The sequence below is a fragment of the Blautia caccae genome (assembly GCF_040095955.1).
Classification (GTDB): Bacteria; Bacillota; Clostridia; order Lachnospirales; family Lachnospiraceae; genus Blautia; species Blautia celeris.
Genome location: NZ_JBBMFP010000020.1, coordinates 1 through 20544 on the forward strand (window position 1 = coordinate 1; position 20544 = coordinate 20544).

22 protein-coding genes and 1 pseudogene are annotated in these 20544 nt (G+C 45.8%); 22 read left to right on the forward strand and 1 reads right to left on the reverse strand.

Annotation, left to right across the window (positions count from 1 at the left end):
- Positions 1-108 precede the first annotated feature (108 nt).
- Positions 109-744, reverse strand: a complete 636-nt coding sequence (locus tag WMO65_RS18995; RefSeq protein ID WP_148393694.1) for a lactate utilization protein — start codon at positions 742-744, stop codon at positions 109-111.
- A 155-nt stretch (positions 745-899) separates the two neighbouring features.
- Between WMO65_RS18995 and WMO65_RS19000 the strand changes: the two genes are divergently transcribed.
- The 22 genes and pseudogenes from WMO65_RS19000 to WMO65_RS19105 all read left to right on the forward strand — a co-directional run.
- The gene (locus WMO65_RS19000) at positions 900-1775 is read left to right on the forward strand and encodes a DegV family protein (RefSeq protein ID WP_033139704.1); all 876 of its coding nucleotides are present in this window, start codon (positions 900-902) and stop codon (positions 1773-1775) included.
- A gap of 9 nt (positions 1776-1784) precedes the next feature.
- Complete coding sequence (argS, locus tag WMO65_RS19005) at positions 1785-3551, forward strand: arginine--tRNA ligase (protein ID WP_054353742.1); 1767 nt, start codon at positions 1785-1787, stop codon at positions 3549-3551.
- Between the two features lie 130 nt (positions 3552-3681).
- Positions 3682-5259: a protein kinase domain-containing protein gene (locus WMO65_RS19010; RefSeq protein ID WP_187370688.1), complete on the forward strand. Its 1578-nt coding sequence runs from the start codon at positions 3682-3684 to the stop codon at positions 5257-5259.
- A complete protein-coding gene (locus tag WMO65_RS19015) occupies positions 5256-6584 on the forward strand; it encodes a hypothetical protein (RefSeq protein ID WP_148393692.1) in 1329 nt (442 codons plus the stop codon). Before WMO65_RS19010 ends, WMO65_RS19015 begins: the two co-directional genes overlap by 4 nt.
- A 24-nt stretch (positions 6585-6608) precedes the next feature.
- Positions 6609-8561 (forward strand): fructose-bisphosphatase class III, encoded by a 1953-nt coding sequence (locus WMO65_RS19020; protein ID WP_033139701.1) that lies wholly within the window; start codon positions 6609-6611, stop codon positions 8559-8561.
- A 15-nt stretch (positions 8562-8576) separates the two neighbouring features.
- Positions 8577-9404 carry an alpha/beta hydrolase gene (locus tag WMO65_RS19025; protein ID WP_033139700.1) on the forward strand — a complete coding sequence of 276 codons (828 nt, stop codon included), beginning with the start codon at positions 8577-8579 and terminating at the stop codon, positions 9402-9404.
- A 196-nt stretch (positions 9405-9600) separates the two neighbouring features.
- Positions 9601-10341 carry a 30S ribosomal protein S2 gene (gene rpsB, locus WMO65_RS19030; protein WP_033139699.1) on the forward strand — a complete coding sequence of 247 codons (741 nt, stop codon included), beginning with the start codon at positions 9601-9603 and terminating at the stop codon, positions 10339-10341.
- A 73-nt stretch (positions 10342-10414) separates the two neighbouring features.
- The gene (gene tsf, locus WMO65_RS19035) at positions 10415-11347 is read left to right on the forward strand and encodes a translation elongation factor Ts (protein WP_033139698.1); all 933 of its coding nucleotides are present in this window, start codon (positions 10415-10417) and stop codon (positions 11345-11347) included.
- 298 nt (positions 11348-11645) lie between these two features.
- A complete protein-coding gene (locus WMO65_RS19040) occupies positions 11646-12116 on the forward strand; it encodes a DUF6075 family protein (RefSeq protein WP_303003598.1) in 471 nt (156 codons plus the stop codon).
- Positions 12117-12283: 167 nt separating this feature from the next.
- Entirely contained in the window at positions 12284-13060 is a 777-nt protein-coding gene (locus tag WMO65_RS19045) for a ParA family protein (protein ID WP_303003641.1), read from the forward strand.
- Positions 13053-13931, forward strand: coding sequence for a ParB/RepB/Spo0J family partition protein (locus tag WMO65_RS19050; RefSeq protein WP_303003601.1), 879 nt, complete (start codon positions 13053-13055; stop codon positions 13929-13931). Before WMO65_RS19045 ends, WMO65_RS19050 begins: the two co-directional genes overlap by 8 nt.
- A gap of 22 nt (positions 13932-13953) precedes the next feature.
- The gene (locus tag WMO65_RS19055) at positions 13954-15036 is read left to right on the forward strand and encodes a DUF6017 domain-containing protein (RefSeq protein WP_303003603.1); all 1083 of its coding nucleotides are present in this window, start codon (positions 13954-13956) and stop codon (positions 15034-15036) included.
- Positions 15033-15368 (forward strand): DUF6050 family protein, encoded by a 336-nt coding sequence (locus WMO65_RS19060; RefSeq protein ID WP_303003604.1) that lies wholly within the window; start codon positions 15033-15035, stop codon positions 15366-15368. Before WMO65_RS19055 ends, WMO65_RS19060 begins: the two co-directional genes overlap by 4 nt.
- 29 nt (positions 15369-15397) lie before the next feature.
- Positions 15398-15688, forward strand: coding sequence for a DUF6809 family protein (locus WMO65_RS19065; protein WP_303003605.1), 291 nt, complete (start codon positions 15398-15400; stop codon positions 15686-15688).
- A 68-nt stretch (positions 15689-15756) separates the two neighbouring features.
- Complete coding sequence (locus WMO65_RS19070; protein ID WP_349064594.1) at positions 15757-15951, forward strand: hypothetical protein; 195 nt, start codon at positions 15757-15759, stop codon at positions 15949-15951.
- A 2-nt stretch (positions 15952-15953) separates the two neighbouring features.
- Positions 15954-16250: a helix-turn-helix domain-containing protein gene (locus WMO65_RS19075; protein ID WP_303003607.1), complete on the forward strand. Its 297-nt coding sequence runs from the start codon at positions 15954-15956 to the stop codon at positions 16248-16250.
- Positions 16247-17050 carry a hypothetical protein gene (locus tag WMO65_RS19080; protein ID WP_349064595.1) on the forward strand — a complete coding sequence of 268 codons (804 nt, stop codon included), beginning with the start codon at positions 16247-16249 and terminating at the stop codon, positions 17048-17050. Before WMO65_RS19075 ends, WMO65_RS19080 begins: the two co-directional genes overlap by 4 nt.
- A 30-nt stretch (positions 17051-17080) precedes the next feature.
- Positions 17081-17479 carry a hypothetical protein gene (locus tag WMO65_RS19085; protein WP_435380254.1) on the forward strand — a complete coding sequence of 133 codons (399 nt, stop codon included), beginning with the start codon at positions 17081-17083 and terminating at the stop codon, positions 17477-17479.
- The gene (locus WMO65_RS19090) at positions 17476-17802 is read left to right on the forward strand and encodes a hypothetical protein (protein ID WP_303003612.1); all 327 of its coding nucleotides are present in this window, start codon (positions 17476-17478) and stop codon (positions 17800-17802) included. Before WMO65_RS19085 ends, WMO65_RS19090 begins: the two co-directional genes overlap by 4 nt.
- The gene (locus tag WMO65_RS19095; RefSeq protein ID WP_349064596.1) at positions 17768-18202 is read left to right on the forward strand and encodes a pyridoxamine 5'-phosphate oxidase family protein; all 435 of its coding nucleotides are present in this window, start codon (positions 17768-17770) and stop codon (positions 18200-18202) included. The genes WMO65_RS19090 and WMO65_RS19095 overlap by 35 nt, the downstream gene beginning before the upstream one ends.
- Before the next feature lie 202 nt (positions 18203-18404).
- Complete coding sequence (locus WMO65_RS19100) at positions 18405-18890, forward strand: PcfB family protein (protein WP_303003614.1); 486 nt, start codon at positions 18405-18407, stop codon at positions 18888-18890.
- A 116-nt stretch (positions 18891-19006) separates the two neighbouring features.
- Positions 19007-19861 (forward strand): annotated as a pseudogene (locus WMO65_RS19105) (type IV secretory system conjugative DNA transfer family protein); the annotation flags it as partial.
- Positions 19862-20544: the final 683 nt, after the last annotated feature.

Below are 20544 nucleotides of genomic sequence, written 5' to 3' on the forward strand. Positions count from 1 at the left end.
CACACAAATCTGTGTGATCGTTCATCTGCATTTCATTTTAGATATTTAACCTGTCTACTTGACAGGGGGCATATCATTTCCTGTATCCAGGGAGCTGCCGTTTTTTTCTCAGAAACCGTAAGATTCACCGATTAGGATCACTGTGATCCTGTCTTTTACACGTGAGCGTCTTGTGATCACCGTCTGACAGCAGATGCAATCAGGACTCTGGCAGTCTTGGCAGACGCCTGTTTTGGAGCAGGGGGTATTGGCCCCGACGCGGATACTGTTGGGGGGAGCTGCTATGTTGCGGACCCTGCGGATACCGTCCTCCTCTGTGACAGACACTTTGTTCATGCCGGCCACCACCAGTACATGCTGCGGACCTGTGATCAGACAGGCAACACGGTTTCCCATGCCGTCCACATTGATCAGTTCCCCGTCCAGGGTAATGGCATTGGTGCCGGTGAGAAAATAATCTGCAGTGACGATCCTGCCATAGAGGGCCCTGGATTCCTCAGGTGTTTTGGCTTCCTTTCGGTCAAGCAGTATGTAGTCACCCTGCTTTAAGGTGTCCATAATTCCTGTCTCCACCAGTGTTTCCGAGCCACCCCAGGTCACTGTGGCATGGGCAGGGATCAGGCTTTGAATGAGCTTTCTTGCTTCTTCGGCATTTTCACAGTAATATCCCTTCATGTTCCTTTTTTCCAGATTTGACAGGATAGTTTTGGCTGTGTTTGCATAAGATTCTGTTTGAAATGACATGATTTTCCTCCTTATCAGTATTTTTTCTGAAATCTATTATAGCATGCAGTGATTTTTTCGTCAAAATTTTCCCGGGGGAGACATTGTATTTAACTCCGGTCTATGATATTATTAAAAATAGTAACCCAAAATGGGGAAAAGGAGTCAAAGAAGCAATGGAAAAAAAGAAGATTGCAGTTGTGACGGACAGTAACAGCGGCATTACCCAGCAGTGTGCCGGGGAGCTGGGGATTACGGTTCTTCCAATGCCTTTTTATATTAATGAACAGCTTTTCCTGGAGGGAATCACACTCACCCAGGAGGATTTTTATGAACGCCTGGCCCAGGATGCGGATATTTCCACATCTCAGCCATCCCCTGCCGATGTGCTGGAGACCTGGGAGCGGTTGCTTGCAGACCACGATGAGATTGTGCATATTCCCATGTCAAGCGGTCTCAGCAACTCCTGTCAGACAGCATTTGTACTGGCCAGAGAATATAAGGGGCGTGTACAGGTGGTGGACAACCAGAGAATTTCCGTCACGCAGAGACAATCTGTACTGGATGCAGTTGAGCTGGCAAAAGCCGGTAAAAACGCGGTGGAGATCAAAGAAATCCTGGAAGCCGAAAAAGGGGAATCCAGTATCTATATCACTCTGGAGACACTGAAATATCTGAAAAAAGGCGGCAGGATCACACCTGCGGCGGCTGCACTCGGCACTGTGCTGAATCTGAAACCGGTCCTGCAGATTCAGGGAGAGAAGCTGGATGCCTTTTCAAAAGCCAGAGGAAAGAAACAGGCAAAGCGTGTGATGGTCAAAGCCATGGAGGAGGACCTGAAGAACCGTTTTAAAGATAACAGGAAAAAGGGCCTCATGTGCCTGGAGGCGGCTTACACCGGCAATGAGGAGGAGGCACTGGAGTGGAAGGCAGAGCTTGAGAAGCATTTCGATATGGAAGTGCATATGGACCCTCTGTCCCTGAGTGTTGCCTGTCACATTGGACAGGGTGCCCTTGCGGTGGCAGTTTCTAAAAAAGTAGAAGTGGAGTAGTGAACAGTTATGAAGAAAATCATCGAATGCATGGAAGCAGTCATCAAAGACGCATTCACAGCTTCCGGATATGACGAAAAATTTGCCCGGGTGAATGTATCCAACCGCCCGGATCTGTGCGAGTATCAGTGCAACGGAGCGATGGCGGCAGCCAAGACATACAAAAAAGCACCTATCATGATTGCAAACGATGTGGTTGAAAAAATAAAAGAGAGTGATATGTTCAGCCAGGCAGACGCTGTGAATCCGGGATTTATCAATCTGAAGCTGAATCCTGAATTTCTGGCATCCTATCTGAACGATATGCAGGCAGATGCTGATCTCTCCGTTGAGAAAGCAGAGTCACCAAAGACGATCATCATCGACTACGGCGGACCAAATGTGGCAAAACCGCTTCATGTGGGACATCTCCGTTCCGCCATTATCGGTGAGAGCTTAAAACGAATGGGACGTTTCCTTGGGCACAAAGTAATAGGCGATGTGCATCTGGGCGACTGGGGCCTGCAGATGGGTCTGATCATCACAGAGCTAAAAAAACGTTCTCCGGAACTGGTATATTTTGATGCATCCTATGAAGGGGAGTATCCGGCGGAAGCGCCGTTTACCGTCAGCGAGCTGGAGGAGATATACCCCACAGCCAGCGGAAAATCAAAGGAAGATGAGGACTACAGAAATGAAGCTCTGGAGGCTACTCTGGAACTTCAGCAGGGCAGAAGAGGATACCGCGCACTCTGGAGACACATCATGGAAGTGTCTGTAGCGGACCTGAAAAAGAACTATGAGAAGCTGCATGTGGATTTTGACCTCTGGAAGGGTGAAGCGGATGCAGATCCCTATATTCCGGATATGGTGGCATATTTGAAGGACAATGGGTATGCATATCTGGACCAGGGCGCTCTTGTTGTGGATGTAAAAGAGGAAAGTGATGCAAAGGAGATTCCTCCCTGTATGATCCTCAAATCCGACGGAGCTTCCCTTTACAATACCACAGACCTGGCTACCATTGTACAGCGTATGGAGGATTACCATCCGGATGAGATGATCTATGTGGTGGACAAGCGCCAGGAACTGCATTTTATCCAGGTGTTCCGCTGTGCCAAGAAGGCAAAACTCACGGAGGAGAACACCGGACTTGCATTTGTCGGCTTCGGAACCATGAACGGTAAGGACGGTAAGCCCTTTAAGACAAGAGAGGGCGGCGTTATGCGTCTGGAACGCCTCATCAATGAGATCAATGAGGAAATGTACAAGAAAATCGTTGAGAACCGCAGTGTAAAAGGCGATGATGCGAAAAAGACCGCTGAGATGGTGGGACTTTCCGCAATCAAATACGGGGATCTGTCCAATCAGGCTTCCAAAGATTACGTGTTTGACGTAGAGCGTTTCACATCCTTTGAGGGCAATACAGGGCCTTATATCCTGTATACAATTGTGCGTATCAAATCCATTCTGGAGCGCTACCGCGAAGAGGGCGGTAATCCGGAAAAGGGCACAATACTGCAGGCGGCAAATGCCAGCGAGAAGGCATTGATGCTGGAACTCTCCAGATTCAATTCCGTGATTGCCCCTGCCTTTGAGGAAAAAGCTCCGCATAAGATCTGTTCTTATATCTATGATCTGGCAAATGCGTTCAACAGTTTTTATCATGAAACTAAGATTCTCAGTGAGGAGAACGAAGCACAGAAGACTTCCTGGATTCGTCTGCTGGTTCTGGCAAGAGATGTACTGGAGACATGCATCGATCTGCTGGGATTTGAAGCACCTGAGAGAATGTGATCTAATATAAAAAGACGGGCTGCCGTATGCGGCAGTCCGTCTGAAAATATCTGAAATTTCGGCATTTCTGCCTGACATTCCATTTTCATTTTACAATATATAAGAATTACATAAAGAGGTGATGCTGTTCGTGTATGGAGAAAAGCGTCTTCTTGGAGAACGCTACCGTCTGGATAAAATTCTGGGAAAAGGCGGACAGGGGAAGGTGTATCTGGCCTTTGACATAAAGCTGGAAAAATACTGGGCTGTCAAAAGGATTCCCGCTGGCAGCAGCAGAGAAGCTGAGATCATGCGGTACCTGGAACATCCGGCGCTGCCCAGAATCGTTGATACACTAAGGACAGATGGATACTGTTATCTTGTCATGGACTATCTGGAAGGATTCACTTTGGAGGAGATAAAGAAAAGCGGAAAAAAGATACCCTGGAGCAAACGGATCCGATGGGCCATACAGCTCTGCAGTCTGCTGGAATACCTCCATGGTCCGGCAAAAGGGATTATCTACCAGGATATGAAACCTTCCAATCTGCTGGTACACATTTCAGGGGATATACGGATTCTTGATTTCGGCATTGCGTCCCTGGCCAATAAGAGCGGCAGCGGGTACGGAACACCCGGTTTTGCCGCACCGGAACAGTTTTCCGGTAGTGCAGAGGAACGAACGGACATCTATGGATTGGGAGCTGTCCTGCGTTACATGGAACAGAAGGATGAACACAGATCCAAGATATATAAAAAGTGGAGACACATTGCAGACAAATGTATGGAAACCTCTCCGGGAAAACGCTACAGGAACATCCGTGCGGTCAAGAGAGAACTGCAGAATCTGGAAGAGTGGATGCACACCAGGCAGCGTGTTTACGCAGGTTCCGTTTTTCTGGCAGTGGGTTTTCTGCTCCTTTTAGGCGCGCAGGTCAGGCGGCAGGAGCTGCTGCTTGATGCGGGAAGGCTGCTGGGCTTTCGCAAAGACATCGGTCTTGCGGATACAGCGGATTACAGGGAGGCACGCCGGTATTTCCTGAAAGAACAGGAAGGGACAGAAAAAGGAGAGCTGTACCGAAAAATCCTGGATGCCATAGAAGAGGCGCCGTCAAAAAGAAACTGGGTAGAAGCCGGAGCTGCCATAGAAACATTGGAAAAAAGCGCAGGCACCTCCTGGGAGAAGGCGGGCGAACAGATATTTCTGGCAAATATTGTACAGGCATATGAAAGCGAGCTGGGATTCTCCAATCAGGAAAGCGCGGAAAAGGCACAGGGTCTTCTTTTGCAGGCGGAAAAGAATGTAAAGGAAAACAGCCGGGAGACATATGCACCGGTATACCGTGTAGAAATTTACTATCAGCTCGCCGTGATTTACGGAAAACTGGATAATCCGGTAAAAAGCATCCGGTATTATGAACTGCTTCTGGAAGAAAAAATCCCTGTAAACCTGGAACAGGAAGCACGTCTGTCAATTGCAGCCATGTACCGACAGATGCAGGAGTATATGGAAGCGGAAAAATTCTATGAACGTTATCTGAGCGATTTTCCCCAGGATGCAGAAGCCTACTGCGCCTATGCCCTTATGGAAGCAGCAGAACGGGAAAACCAGAAAAAGGCAGAGAGTCTGCTTTCTCTCATGGAAAAAAGAGGAGCAAAAAAGGATGGGTTTAACAGCGAAAAAATCAAAAATAAAATCAAGGCTTTGGAAACGGAGGAAACAGAATGAATCGTAAAAGGATGTTCTTTATAGTGACAGTGATATTTTTATGTTTAGGCAGTGCGGTTCCGGTATTTGCTTCAGCCGAGGAAGATTTTGGAAATACGGACAAGACTCTGCCGGAAATGACACAGATCATAGAACTGCAGAAGGGAGAAGCGCTTTTTTTGCCCGGCAATGGCATGGTACAGATAGCAGATGAGCGCATTGCCTGCGCGGGAAGAAACGGAAATATAGAGGCCCTTGAAGAAGGGGAAACAGAAGTGGTGGTTCGGTATAAGATCAGGGTGAAAAAGACTGATTCAAAAGAAAATACAGACGAAATGAAATCTGATAAAAACGGAAAGGATACTGCGGATTTAGAGAAAACACAGACAGGTGATACATACACAGATAAAGATGCAGAAGAAATTCAAGGAGGTACAGCAGATGAGAAGCAGAACACAGAAGACGGTATAAAAGATATGGAGGAAACCGAAAATAGTAACGGACATGAGGAGGCAGGGAGAATTGAAACCGCCCGGCAGCCTTCAGAGGAGGCAGAAAAAAACGAATCTGCCCGACAGCCTTCAAAAGAGAAAGAGGACGATACTCCTACGGCTATGACAGAAATCGAAATCCCCGACCGCGTGTATCCTGTTATCGCCCTTGTGAATCTGAAAAATCTTTCATCCAGCAACACGCAGGTATCGCCATGTATCACAGTACAGGATGAGAATCTGGACAAGGACAGTGTAAAAATCCGTCTTACCGGGAAACGTACAGGTGAGAGAACGATTTCCTTCCGGAAAGAGGAGAACCGGAATTGTCTGACCCTGACCCTGGACCCGGTGACAGAGGATGATGAGTATGTGCTTATCTGCGAGGCATGTGACCTGTACGGCAACCGGACAGAACAGCACTTTCTCTTTTCCGTCAATCAATCAGGTACAAGCTTTGTATACGACAGGGAGGAGATTGCCCACAACGGCGGCTTTACACCGGAAATAACCCTGGACAATGTGGACGCCGTCCGGATTGTTTCCTGTTCGGTGAACGGGGAACCGGTTCTCTATGAGTGGAAGGAAGGAAAACTAAGAATCCCAAGTAAATACCTGAAAAACGGTAAAAACAGAATAACCCTGTCTGTTAAGGATACAGCAGGAAACATAAGTGATATGGAACCATGGGATTTTACCATGCCTGCCAATGAAAATGCCGAAACGGACACAGAGCCCGTACCGGAGGCTGTAAAAATGCAGAAAGAAAATCCGGCCGGAATTATTTTTTTACTGATTGGCAGTGTTCTTGTTTTCTGGGAGAGGAAAATGTGTTACAATGGCAACATAAATTAATCTATAAATATTGGGGGAGACCAAATGGAAAAACTGGAACAAAAGTATCTGGAACGCCTTTCCGAACTATATCCGACGATCGCCAAGGCGTCCACGGAGATCATCAACCTGCAGTCGATTCTCAACCTTCCCAAGGGAACAGAACATTTCCTGACAGATATCCACGGGGAATATGAGGCATTTTCCCATGTGCTGAAAAATGGTTCCGGTTCTGTGAGACGAAAGATCAACGAAGTATTCGGCCATACACTCAATGAGCAGGACAAGCGTTTTCTGGCAACACTGATCTATTATCCGAAGGAAAAGATGGAGCTGATCAAAAAGACGGAGGAAAACATGGAGGACTGGTACAAGATCACCTTATACCGTCTGATCGAGGTGTGTAAACGTGTTGCATCCAAATACACCCGATCCAAAGTTCGTAAAGCCCTGCCGCCTGATTTTGCATATGTTATCGAGGAGCTTATCACCGAGAAACCGGAGCTCAATGACAAAGAGGCTTACTATGAGCAGATTATTGAGACCATTATAGCCATAGGCAGGGCGGAAGTGTTTATCATCGCTCTTTCGGAGCTGATCCAGCGTCTGGTTGTGGACCATCTGCATATTCTGGGAGATATTTATGACAGGGGGCCGGGGCCGCACCATATCATGGAGAAGCTGGAGGAATACCACTCTCTGGATATCCAGTGGGGCAACCATGACATTGTCTGGATGGGTGCGGCAGCAGGCCAGCGTTCCTGTATTGCCAATGTGATCCGTATCTGTGCCCGCTATGCGAATCTGGACCTTCTGGAAGACGGATATGGCATTAATCTGCTGCCATTGGCTACCTTTGCCCTGACGTATTATCAGGATGACCCCTGTGAGTGCTTTAAAATAAAAGGGGGAAATACCCTCAATCCGGCAGAGACTGTGCTGAACATGAAGATGCACAAGGCCATTTCCGTTATCCAGTTCAAACTGGAAGGGCAGCTTTTGATCAGGAGAAAAGAATTTCATATGGCAGACCGGGCGCTTCTGGATGATATTAATTATGAGGAGGGGACCATCCGTTTATACGGAAAAGAATACAACCTTCTGGATCATGTCTTCCCGACCGTGGACCCGGAAAATCCCTATGAGCTTTCAAAAGAGGAGGAGGAGGTTATGGAACGCCTCGTCTCCGCCTTTGCCAACTGTGAGAAGCTCCAGCGCCATATGCAGCTTCTTTTGAAGAAGGGAAGTTTGTACAAGGTATATAACAACAACCTGCTTTATCACGGCTGTGTCCCTCTGAATGAGGACGGCAGCTTTAAAGAGGTTGAAGTGTACGGTAGGACTTATAAAGGAAGAGAGCTCTATGACGTGCTGGAAGCCTATGTGCGGAAAGCTTTCTTTGCTCTGGACAAGGAGGAAAAACAGCGCGGCAGGGATATTCTGTGGTTTATCTGGAGCAGTCCCTCGTCTCCGCTGTTCGGCAAGGATAAGATGGCTACCTTTGAGCGGTATTTCCTTGCCGAGAAGGAAACCCATGTGGAGAATAAGAATCCTTACTACAGACTTTTGGAGGATGAAAGCGTAGTGGATAATATTTTCCGGGAGTTCGGAATCGAAGGGGACTGCTGCCATATTATAAACGGTCATGTCCCGGTACACCATACCTCAGGGGAAAGTCCCATCAAATGCGGCGGCAAAGTGCTGGTCATTGACGGTGGATTTTCAAAAGCATATCAGAAGGAGACCGGGATTGCGGGATATACGTTGATTTATAATTCCTGGGGAATGATCCTGGCAGCCCATGAACCATTTACCTCTGCAGAGGATGCCATCACAAGGGAGAGCGATATTCTCTCTGACAGTATTTTAGTAAAACGCACCTCTCTTAGGAAAACAGTGGGGGATACGGATAACGGACATCACCTGCAGGAGAGCATTGATGAGCTGAGACAACTTCTGAAGGCCTACAGAAACGGCCAGATTATTGAGAAGGAATAAAAGGAGAGCAGAAACATGATACATGAAAATATTCCGATTCAAATGTCAGGGTCTTCCAAAGAGACACATTTGACAACTTATATTTTGGATGCGTATGAGGAGCTGCCGGAAGATTTAACGCGGCCTCTGATACTGATCTGTCCCGGAGGCGCATACCGTTTTACGGCTGACAGAGAGGCGGAGATGGTGGCTCTGCAGTTTAACAGCATGGGATATCACGCGGCAGTTCTGCGCTATTCCTGTGCTCCCAGTGTATTTCCCGCAGCCCTGACCGAGGTGGCCCGCTCTGTGCAGATGATACATGAGAAGGCGGAGGCGTGGCATGTGGATACGGAAAATATCTTTGTTATGGGATTTTCAGCGGGAGGCCATCTGGCAGCCAGCTACGGTGTTTTCTGGAACAGGGATTTTCTTTCTGAGGCTGTGGGATGCAGCAGGGAGATTTTAAAAGTAAAAGGTCTGATTCTCTGCTATCCGGTGATCACATCCAGGGAGGATTACGGGCATCTGGAAAGCATCCATAATCTGCTGGGCAGTGATTATGAAGAGAAAAAAGCGGAGATGGCACTGGAAACCCAGGTAGATGTCCATGTGCCCCAGGCTTTTCTCTGGCATACCTTTGAGGACCAGAGCGTGCCGTTTCAGAACTCCCTGTTATTTGTGGAGGCAATGGGAAAAGCGGGCGTTCCGGCTGAATACCATCTCTATCCCAAGGGCAGTCATGGCCTCTCCCTGGCAAATGAGACACTGATGCGTGCAGACGGCACCGGTGTACAGAAAGAGTGCCAGAGTTGGATGCCGCTGCTTAACATTTGGCTTAAGAATGCCTGCAAAAGAAAATAAGTAGTATAAACCTTGTAAAAACAGGAAAAAATCTTAAAAACAGCTTGCAACATACACCTCAGCTATGCTATAATACCAACGTTGCAAAATAACCACGTCTATGAATACCAAAGGACGGTGCCTGCGGACAAGCGTCCGACAGTGTCCCTGCGGAGAGGAAATAGACGGAAGAAAACAACCAAAAAGGAGAAAAAACATGAGCGTTATTTCAATGAAACAGTTACTGGAAGCAGGTGTTCATTTCGGACATCAGACCAGAAGATGGAACCCTAAAATGGCTCCCTACATCTACACAGAGAGAAACGGCATCTACATCATCGACCTGCAGAAATCTGTAGGAATGGTTGACGATGCTTACAAAGCAGTTGCAGACATCGCAGCTGACGGCGGCACAATCCTGTTCGTAGGAACTAAAAAACAGGCTCAGGATGCTATCAAAGTGGAAGCAGAGCGCTGCGGAATGTTCTATGTAAACGAAAGATGGTTAGGCGGAATGCTGACAAACTTCAAGACCATCCAGAGCAGAATCGCAAGACTGAAAGAAATCGAAGCTATGGAAGCTGACGGAACTTTCGACGTACTGCCGAAAAAAGAAGTTATCGAGCTGAAAAAAGAGCAGGCCAAATTAGAGAAGAACCTGGGCGGTATCAAAGAAATGAAGAAACTCCCGGATGCCATCTTCATTGTAGATCCGAAAAAAGAAAGAATCTGCGTTCAGGAAGCACATACATTAGGTATTCCGTTAATCGGTATCTGTGATACAAACTGTGATCCGGAAGAACTGGATTATGTTATCCCGGGCAATGATGATGCCATCAGAGCCGTAAAATTAATCGTTTCCAAAATGGCAGATGCTGTCATTGAAGCTAACCAGGGTGTTGCTGAAGACAGCGAAATCTTCGAGGAAGCAGCAGAAGAGGAAGCAACAGAGGAATAATTCAAAGCGCCTTGGCTGTACTGCCAAGGCGGTTCTTTAGAAAAAACCAATAGAATTCAGGAGGAATATCACGATGGCTATTACAGCAGGAATGGTAAAAGAATTAAGAGAGATGACCGGCGCCGGCATGATGGACTGTAAGAAAGCTCTTGCAGCAACAGAAGGCGATATGGATAAAGCAGTTGAATTCCTGAGAGAAAAAGGACTTGCTACTGCACAGAAAAAAGCAAGCCGTGTTGCAGCAGAAGGTCTGTGCAAAACTCTGGTATCTGCTGACGAGAAGAAAGCAGTTGTTGTAGAGGTTAACGCAGAGACAGACTTCGTTGCTAAAAACGAAAAATTCCAGGGCTATGTTGCACAGGTTGCAGAGCAGGCTATGGATACAGAAGCAGCCGATGTGGAAGCTTTCTTAGCTGAAGCATGGAAATTCGATACAACAAAAACCGTTCAGGAAGCTCTGGCAGGCCAGATTGCTGTTATCGGTGAGAACATGAACATCAGAAGATTTACAAAGGTATCCGAAGAAAACGGATTTGTTGCATCCTACACACACATGGGCGGCAAAATCGGTGTTCTGGTTGATGTTGAGACAGATGTCATCAACGATGCTGTAAAAGAAATGGCTAAAAACATTGCCATGCAGGCAGCAGCTCTGAAACCTGTATACACAAACAGAAGTGAAGTGTCTCAGGAATACATTGAGCATGAGAAAGAAATCCTGACAGCAGCAGCTAAGAACGAGAAACCGGACGCTAACGACAAGATCATCAGCGGTATGGTTATGGGCCGTATCAACAAAGAGCTGAAAGAAATCTGTCTGTTAGACCAGGTTTATGTAAAAGCAGAAGACGGAAAACAGACCGTTGCCAAATACGTTGAGGAAGTTGCAAAAGCTAACAACGCTAAGATTACAGTAAAAGGCTTCGTTCGTTTCGAGACCGGAGAAGGTATTGAGAAGAAAGAAGAGAATTTTGCTGAGGAAGTTGCTAAGCAGATGGGCAACTAAGCGAATTTTTCAATTAAATTAAGGTTAAAATTATAGAGGCTTCGAAAGCCTTATAAACACAAGCATTTTCCAGTGGTTATAAGGTTTTCGGGGCCTTTTTCTTATGAAAAAGAAAAAGCGGAAATACCGTCAGGCACCGCTGAAAATCGTCTAAAATCACTTCAAATTGAGTATTACTCAAAGAGTATGTTGAGTAAAATGAGTATTCACAATCTTCGGCGAAGTTTACTCAAATTATCCAGGATTCTTAAAATTACCCAACTTCAAATCAATAATAAATTTATAGGAGGTCATGATTATGACGAATACAGCGTTAGGTGCAAAAAAAGAAAAGGTTACTCACACAATTACTTTTAAAAACAAGGAACACGAAAAATTCTACTTTGAGTATCTGTCTAAGTGCAGATACCAGGATGCATATCACAAGGCATTGGTTTATTGCTTGGGAATTGACAGAGACACGAGAAACAATGTGGACAGAATTTACGATTTTAAAACGGGCCTGGTGAAAACAGAGTGCCTGTGTGAAGGATGGCAGACAAGCGGCAGCGTCAGAATTGTAAGGATGGCGTTTAATCTGTATTGCAATGGGACTCCAAGCGTGGGGGACTACAAGGATGCCGCTGACCAGTTATCTGAGTGTAGAGAATACACGGTGGAAGAGTTGTTTTGCTGCGGATATGCAAGATATTTTTGGGAAGCAGTAAAAATCCGGTATCCGGAATACTGTTTCTATCAGGATTGGGAGGATTTGTATGCTGAAAATTAGGCTTCAAGGAACAACAAATGATATTAAATGGTTCAGAAAAATCCTGGAAAGGGATAAACGAATCAAAGTATTACAGTTTTCCGAGCCTTTTGCCAATAAAGGAACAAAAAAATATTTTCGTGTATATGCAGAAGTAGAAAAGAACAGACAGTAGGAGGATAAAAGTGATGTGTAGAGTAATCGCAGTGGCAAACCAAAAAGGAGGCTGTGGAAAAACGGCCACGAGTATCAATTTAGGCGTTGGTCTGGTAAAGCTGGGCCAGCGGGTGTTAGCAATAGACCTAGATCCCCAGGGGCATTTGACCCTGGGTTTGGGATTCCCTAAAAATCTCCGTGTGACTCTAAAGAACATGATGGAAAATATTATCATGGGGATTGAGTTCGATCCCAGGGAGGCAGTTCTCCACCATGCGGAGGGACTTGACGTGGTTCCTTCCAATAAGCTGCTGACAGGGATGGATATGTCACTAATCTCCGTGGAAGAGAGGGAAATGGTGTTAAAAGAATACCTGGATTTACTGCGGGATGAGTATGATTATATTTTGATTGACTGTATGCCGTCTTTAGGAATGCTCACCATCAATGCCATGACTGCGGCGGACAGTGTTCTGATTCCCATGCAGCCCCAGTTTTATGCGGCAGACGGACTGACAGAGCTTTTAAAGGTCATTAAAGGGATCAAACAGCGGTTTAATCCAGAGCTTGCCATAGAGGGGATTTTGTTTACCATGGATGCCAGCCGGTATAATAACGCAAAGCGGAATAAACAGGCGGTCAGAAGTGCATATGGGGAGCAGATGCACATTTTTGAGAACAGTATCCCACGTTCGGAGGCAATCGCCGAGATTGCTTCTGAGGGTGTCAGTATCTTTGCTTACGATAAACGGGGTAAAGGGGCAGCTAGTTATGGGAAACTGGCGGAGGAGGTGCTGCATCGTGCGTAAACCAATGAAAGAGATTCAGCTCACTTCTTATGATGAATTACTGGGGATTGACGAAACCGTTGATTCCCGGATGGACAAGGTGATAGAAGTACCGCTGACAGATTTATATTCATTCCAGAACCACCCCTTTAAAGTGCTGGATGATGAAAAGATGGAAGAAACAGCAGAGAGTATCCGCAATTATGGTGTTTTAAATCCTGGTCTGGTAAGACCCAGGGTTGAGGGCGGATATGAACTGGTGGCAGGACATCGGAGGAAACGGGGCTGTGAATTAGCAGGGAAAAACACCATGCCGGTCCTGGTGCGCAATTATACGGACGATGAAGCCGTGGTCATTATGGTCGATTCCAACATTCAGAGGGAACATATTCTGCCCAGTGAAAAAGCGTTTGCCTATAAGATGAAAATGGAGGCATTAAAGCATCAGGGTAAAAGCACAGACGGTACGGATACGGCGGAACTGGTGGGAAAAGAGGCAGGAGACAGCGGAAGAAAGGTACAGAGATATATCCGCCTGACTAAACTTTTGCCGGAACTGCTGGAGCTGGTGGATGCTGGAAAAATAAAGATCTTGCCGGCGGTCAGCCTTTCCTATCTGCCGGATGAAGAACAGCTTTGGGTACTAAACTGTATCACAGAAAAAAGTGTAACAGTCAGTGGAACGATGGCAGATGCATTAAAAAAGCACAGTGCGGAAGGAAAACTGACAGAACTGGCGGTGGAGCTGATCCTGCATGAGGATAAAAAAGACATGGAAAAGGTCACGCTGCCAAGAACAAAAATCAACCAGTATTTTCCGAAAGAGTACAGCCGGCAACAGATCGAGCAGGTCATCTTTGAACTGCTGGAAGGCTGGAAGAAACGTCATTAAGAAGGGAAGGAGGTAAAGCAAAATGGCAAAGAAACAACTAGAATTTGATTATTTTCACGACTATGAATCGGAGCAGTTTGCTTTTTACCGTATCCCGAAAGTGCTGTTCACGGATGATTATTTCCGAAATCTGTCCAGTGACGCAAAGGTGCTTTATGGGCTGATGTTAGACCGGATGGCGTTGTCCATCCGGAACCGCTGGGTAGACGATGAAGGGAAAGTGTATATTATCTTCACTGTGGAGCAGGTCATACAGTATATGAACTGCGGCAGGGATAAAGGCATGAAAATAATGGCGGAACTGGACTGCAAAAAGGGGATCGGTTTAATTGAACGGGTAAAGCAGGGCTTTGGAAAGCCGGATCTTATTTATGTAAAGAGCTTTATGATAAAAAGAGAATCGGAGCCGGAAAAAGAAGTCGCAGAACCGCAGGAAAATATACCGGAATCCCAGGGGGATTTTGTGGAAAACATAGAGGTCGGAGATACCGACTTCACGTGGTCGGAAAAACCGACTTCATGGGGGCGGGAAAGCCGACTTCACGTGGTCGGAAAAACCGACTTATCGGAGTCGGAAAAGCCGACTTATCGAGGTCGGGAAAACCGAAGTCCAGAGGTCGGAAAAACCGACCCTAATAATACTGATATTAATAATACTGATTTTAGTGATACCAATCTTATCAATCTATCCGGGGGAGAGCCTCAGGGGAAAACAGATAAGATAGATGGACTGACGGTCATACAGGCATATACAGAGATTGTGAAAAGCAATATCGACTACGAGATTTTGTGCCGGGATTACTGTCCAAGGGATAAAGACTATATCGACGAGATCGTGGAACTGCTTGTGGAAACCATCAGTGTGAAACGGGAGTCTCTGGTGATCAACGGTGCAGAATATCCTTATGAGTTTGTGAAAAGTAAGCTGCTGAAAATTGATTCGGCCCATGTACAGTATGTCCTGGAACGTATGCATGAAACAACCACAAAGATCCACAATGTCAGGGCTTATTTGTTGGTCTGCCTGTTTAACGCCCCGTCTACCATCAACAGCTATTACCGGGCGGAAGTCAACCACGATCTGTATGGAGGTGGCAATCTATGAGGAAAAGGGAATTTTTAACAAAGGCGGTTCTGCCTGTTGGGACGATACTCCTGCTTGCGGTTATCTTCCGGCCTTTCTGCATGGTACAGGGAAAACTGGACTGGCGGCTTCTTATACTTCTCATGGGGATACCATTTGGGGTACATAAAATGTGCTTGTGGCTGGTTCCCAGTGGAATGGGAATCAGCGGAACCGTCGGCATGGTGGCATTTAATCTGCTGATCGGAGGTGTTATTGGAAGTATGGTTATGGTCTGGCATCTTTTAGTGGCGGCATTCACTTTGGCAAGAGGAATCGTGTCAGGAGCCTTGTGGCTGCTGGGCGCACGCTAAGAGAGAAGCAAAAGGAGTGGAGGAGGAGCATGGCAAAAAAGGTATTGGAACATTTTTATCATGAAGGGCTGATGCCCAGGGAAATGTGCTGCCCCAGGCGGCAGGAATATAGGGATGCCTTAGAATTATGTGAAACGGCGGAGAGGGAGTTGAAAGAACACCTCACCCCAGAATTTGCAGGACTTTTGGAAGATTATAAAGCAAATCTGATAAGGATATCCGCTTTAGAAAATGAAACACACTTTGTCCAGGGGATGGCGCTGGGAATCCGGATGACCTCGGAGGCATTTATCCTGGAGGAAGAAAAAACAGAAGAATGATTTTGGGAAGAGCAGCCGAAGAACCGGTTGCTTTTTCTATTTGTTTCCATACGGGAGGGATAAAACAGATGGAACTTTTGATGTTGGGGCTGCTTATTATTATCGGCCTTGTGATGCTGCTCCTTTTATCTGGCAGCTTGCTGGCAGTGAAATATCTGGATGAAGAAATGAACGGTTCCAGACATGGCGGGAACTTCCCGACAACTTGTCGGGAGGCTGGCAGGAGAAAACTCAAACAAAGATTAGGAAAGGATGGAAGATAGAAATGGAATTGGCAGAACAGCTCAGGTATTTTCGGAGCCGGAGTGGATGCACCCAGGAAGAGCTTGCAGAGCGTACCGGAATCCATGCGAACACGCTGCGCAAATATGAGGCAGGGCAGAGAAAACCAAAGATCGGGCAGCTAAAACGGATAGCGGATGGCCTGGGGATCAGTGTGATCGAGTTTCTTGACATAGAGATAGAAAATGAGGCAGATCTGGTTGCGGTGCTGAAAAAGGTAAGCCCATTTTTTAAGTGGGATGCAATGGCCGGAGTGCTTGAGGGAAAGGAGCGGCAATGATCCTGATTTCAATTTTTATATTACAGGTGGTGTGTCTGCTGTTTTTTTATCCCCTTTTGGTAGTGGGCAAGCAGGCAGATGAGGAGATGCGGCTGCTATTTGAACAGAAAATGCAGGCAGAACAGAAAAACGAGGAGGGACCCGGTATGGAATCACAAAGAGATGTACGAAGAATGATCGAGAAAGAAATTGAAAAGGGGAGTGTGCCAGTACGGTTTGCAGGCATGGGATTTACGGATGACACTTACCATCTGGTGGAAAGCCAGGCAAAAATGAATCAGCTTCTGGATTATTTTTTTCGTAACGGAGAGTTTTCAGCCCTGGCGGATAAACAGGTGAAAAGTAATGTGTATATGGATGGAGCAGGGAGAAAGCCAGAGTTCCGTCCGGCAAAATCGGATAGGGACAGAAAGCTCCTGGAAGAGGCTGCAAAGCGGTGGATCAAGAAAAAACATCCAAGGTTTGACGGGGATGTATACGTGGAAAATGTACGCTGTTTTTTAGAATTTCCAGAGGAAGAAAAAGAAAAGCGGAAATGTGTGGTAAGCGGAGAAGAAACGACGGCACTGATCTTCCGGAAAAAGCACTTGATGGGACTGTATCTGCAGTGCCTAATGCACCGGAAAGAGGTCATGCAGGAGGTTCCCCGGTTGGATGGATTTTCTGAAGTATGTAACCGGATTTACCAACTGCAGGATGTGGAGGTATTGTTTCAGTGTCTGTTGTTTGACCAGATGGAATGGGAAGGCGGGAAACTGTATGGCCATTTTAGCACGGTGTATCTGCTGAAAGAATCCTGACTGAGAGCAAAAATAAGGGTGACATCGTATTTGGAAAGAGGTAAAATAAAGTATCAGAAGTTGGAGGAAGTGGAGGTGAATCAAAAGGAACTGGCTGGTTTGGTGCATGATTCCATGTACCAGCAGTGGGAGAAACGTGGATATGCAGCGCCTGTAGATACACTGATGGACTGTAATGTTTTATCTCAAAAAGACTATGAGGACTGGCGGTTTGGAAAGATACCGTATCTGGAGAAATGCTGCACTGCTAATTTGGGGAAACTTTCCTTTATCCTGCATGAAATGCGGGTATATGCAAAGAAGTGTGGTTGGAAACCATCCTTTTGTTACTATAAGCAGTGGGGTGTGAAGAAGAAAAGCGGGCAGGGGCATAAGCAGACAGTACCGCTGCGGTTTAGCAAAACCGGGAAGGAAGAGATTGAAAAATGATATGCGACGCATTTCGTGGATGGAGAAAAGATACAAGAACTGAAAATTTGAATTTGAAAGTGAGGGATATTTATATGTTTAGATGCTCAAAATGCAAAAAATGGTTAAAAGGTATTACAACAGAAACAGATGTGGTTTGTAATGGTATAACATATCACGCAACTAATGTTCCAGCAAAAATATGTCCTGAATGTGGAGAAATAACTATACACGAAATAATACAAGAAAGAATAGTTCAATATGCTACTCAAAGAAATAAAATAAGTATTGATTATGCAGAATGTGAAAATGAAGAGTCTGTTGCTTCTCAATCTATTCTATAAATTCCAGTCTGAATTTATGGAGGAAAAAGCAGTGAGCAGGGAATATGAATTTATAAAAGAATGCGGCAGCTTTTTTGTTGTAACGTTGAATGGTGATTTTCCGGCCTGCAGACCTTTTGGTGCAATTATGGAAGCTGGGGATAAGCTATATATATCAACTCATGACGGAAACGATGCCCATAAGCAATTAAGAGGCAATGGAAATATGCAAATTGTAGCGAAAAAGGAAGGCACAAGAGAATGGCTCCGTATTACTGGAATTGCGAAGGAGTGCCAGGATATTTCTCTGAAACAAAGGTTTATGGATGAATGCCCGGTTTTAGTATCCCATTATAGTTCTGCGGATTCGGAACATTTTTTGATGTTTCAAATTACGATAACTAAGACAGAGTTCAAATAAAAAACAACAATACATACCGTTTAAAGCAGCCGATTGGTTCAAATGTTAAAAACTTGAATCAGTCGGTTTTTTTATTTTTAGAAAGAACTTCCCGACAAGCTGTTGGGAAGTGGGAGGGAACAGCCTATGAAGAAAAGATATGTGTATCATCTGCTGATACCGCCGTAAATATCATCAGCAGACAGAAAGGAGGTTATGCACATTGGAAGAAGAAGTAACCCAAAAAACGATTGCTTTATCTGTGAAAGCAACTAAAGTCACGGCAGATGTTCTGCGCGGAATGCTGCGGAAATATCTGGCGCAGCAGAAGCATACAGGCAGGAACCCGTACAAAAGAGGAAAGCAGACGTACAGCCAGTTAAAAAAGCAGGGTGTAGGGTTAAGCCACATTGATATTACGGACGACAATATCAAATCTTTTGAACGGGTGGCAAAGAAGTACAAGATTGACTTTGCCATGGAAAAGGAGAATGCCAGGAAATCACCGCCCACATATTATGTGTTCTTCAAAGCACCGGATGAGGACACCATGAATCTGGCCTTTAAAAAATATGTTGGAAAGCAGATGAAGAAAAAAGATAAGCCCTCCATTATGGAGAAGTTGAAACATTTCAAAGATGTGGTGGCAAAGGGCATGAACCGGGAGCGCTCCAGAGAACATCAAAAGGATCGGGGGCAGAGCTTATGATGAGAAAAGGAGCAGAGCAGGCAAAAAGAAAAACAGTAAAGAAGAAAGCCCACCCAATGAGGGCATCCCCGGTGAAAAAGGCGGGCTTGCAAAAGACGTTTCTGCCGCCAGACAGTATTCCTGGAAAGATAGCGGCGGACGTAAAGCAGTTCTTCCAGGATAAACTTTCCGCTCTGCAGCGCACAGACAAGAAAAAGCTGCTTCTCCTGAACTTCCCATATGTCTTATTTGCCTATTTTTTCAATAAGATATGCTGGCTATATCGGGTAAGCGTGGGGGAAAGCGCCTGGGACAAGTTTATGGCAACTCTGAATTACTTTGAGCGGGCCTTTGAAAGTCCCCTGCCCAGTTTCCATTACCGGGATTTGTGCTATGGCATTTTGGGAGGGCTTGCAGTCAGGCTGATTGTTTATTACCGGGTAAAAAATGCAAAGAAATACCGGCAGGGTGTGGAGTATGGTTCCGCCAGATGGGGAACAGAAAAAGATATACAGCCTTACGTTGATCCGGTGTTTGAAAACAACATTCTGCTGACAGAAACGGAACGGCTTATGATGTCCGGCAGACCAAAGGAGCCAAAGTATGCCAGAAATAAAAATATTCTGGTGATTGGTGGTTCCGGTTCCGGCAAGACCCGGTTTTTTGTAAAACCGAATATTATGCAGATGCATTCCAGCTATGTGGTCACTGATCCGAAAGGTACGGTACTCATTGAGGTTGGGAAACTGTTGGCAAAAGGGCCGCCGGTCACAGATGAGTACGGAAAATTAGTGCGGGATAAAGAGGGAAAGGTGGTTCATGAACCTTATAAAATCAAGGTATTAAACACCATCAATTTCAAAAAGTCCATGCACTATAACCCCTTTGTGTATATCCGCAGCGAGAAAGATATTCTCAAGCTGGTGACAACGATCATCGCAAATACCAAAGGGGAAGGCCAGCAATCCGGTGAAGATTTCTGGGTGAGTGCGACTTGTTCGTAGGCGGTAAAAAGCCTGCGCATAGGTTTGATTTAATTTAATTTAATAATCAGTCTATGAACTGATAATTCGATAGGTAGAATGATGGGGTAACGCCCTGAAATGCCTACCCTTGGCGGACTAGCGTTAACTGTAAAGGTTAGGGTTAGAAGCTCCGTGACAAAGGCTGAGAGCAACCGTAGAAGTTGGTAAAACTTCCGAAAGCGCCCCAGAGGTGGGGTGTGTTGCCTATAAGCCGAGGGTCTATAAAATATCTATGGTTAGAATGCTTGTCATGGCGGACAGGCTGACGAATCTGCGAATGTACGGTTCTAAAAGAAGACCATGCAGAAATGCATGGGTGCGTTAAAGCGCAGCCAGTGTGGTTAAGTAGAAATTGACCCTACGAACAACCATGTTGTGTTACAGGCACATCCAAGCTGGCAGGACTATAGCAAGAAGCCTAAGGATATATATGTACAGATAGAATTATCGGAACAAGGAAAGGTATCGGGTCCCAACTGAGGGATTTTCTGACGAAGAATAATAAGCAGATTAACTGATGCTGAAAGGTTGAGGTCGAACCGTTGATAACTCTTGTAATGAGAGTAGGAGGAATGGTCTCTAGTCGGTTGTAAAACACAGGCATTATTCAGTCCTTAGATAAGGATTTCGAGTAAGACCAAAAGGGTCAC

Bases quoted from the DNA above. Each gene is read 5' to 3' on its own strand.
- WMO65_RS19095 (WP_349064596.1), top strand. From the start codon at position 17,768: ATGAAGAGTCTGTTGCTTCTCAATCTATTCTATAAATTCCAGTCTGAA.
- WMO65_RS19090 (WP_303003612.1), top strand. From the start codon at position 17,476: ATGATATGCGACGCATTTCGTGGATGGAGAAAAGATACAAGAACTGAA.
- WMO65_RS19075 (WP_303003607.1), top strand. From the start codon at position 15,954: ATGGAATTGGCAGAACAGCTCAGGTATTTTCGGAGCCGGAGTGGATGC.
- WMO65_RS19040 (WP_303003598.1), top strand. From the start codon at position 11,646: ATGACGAATACAGCGTTAGGTGCAAAAAAAGAAAAGGTTACTCACACA.
- rpsB (WP_033139699.1), top strand. From the start codon at position 9,601: ATGAGCGTTATTTCAATGAAACAGTTACTGGAAGCAGGTGTTCATTTC.
- WMO65_RS19065 (WP_303003605.1), top strand. From the start codon at position 15,398: ATGGCAAAAAAGGTATTGGAACATTTTTATCATGAAGGGCTGATGCCC.
- WMO65_RS19045 (WP_303003641.1), top strand. From the start codon at position 12,284: ATGTGTAGAGTAATCGCAGTGGCAAACCAAAAAGGAGGCTGTGGAAAA.
- WMO65_RS19055 (WP_303003603.1), top strand. From the start codon at position 13,954: ATGGCAAAGAAACAACTAGAATTTGATTATTTTCACGACTATGAATCG.
- WMO65_RS19025 (WP_033139700.1), top strand. From the start codon at position 8,577: ATGATACATGAAAATATTCCGATTCAAATGTCAGGGTCTTCCAAAGAG.
- WMO65_RS19020 (WP_033139701.1), top strand. From the start codon at position 6,609: ATGGAAAAACTGGAACAAAAGTATCTGGAACGCCTTTCCGAACTATAT.
- argS (WP_054353742.1), top strand. From the start codon at position 1,785: ATGAAGAAAATCATCGAATGCATGGAAGCAGTCATCAAAGACGCATTC.
- WMO65_RS19060 (WP_303003604.1), top strand. From the start codon at position 15,033: ATGAGGAAAAGGGAATTTTTAACAAAGGCGGTTCTGCCTGTTGGGACG.
- WMO65_RS19000 (WP_033139704.1), top strand. From the start codon at position 900: ATGGAAAAAAAGAAGATTGCAGTTGTGACGGACAGTAACAGCGGCATT.
- WMO65_RS19080 (WP_349064595.1), top strand. From the start codon at position 16,247: ATGATCCTGATTTCAATTTTTATATTACAGGTGGTGTGTCTGCTGTTT.
- tsf (WP_033139698.1), top strand. From the start codon at position 10,415: ATGGCTATTACAGCAGGAATGGTAAAAGAATTAAGAGAGATGACCGGC.
- WMO65_RS19015 (WP_148393692.1), top strand. From the start codon at position 5,256: ATGAATCGTAAAAGGATGTTCTTTATAGTGACAGTGATATTTTTATGT.
- WMO65_RS19070 (WP_349064594.1), top strand. From the start codon at position 15,757: ATGGAACTTTTGATGTTGGGGCTGCTTATTATTATCGGCCTTGTGATG.
- WMO65_RS18995 (WP_148393694.1), bottom strand. From the start codon at position 744: ATGTCATTTCAAACAGAATCTTATGCAAACACAGCCAAAACTATCCTG.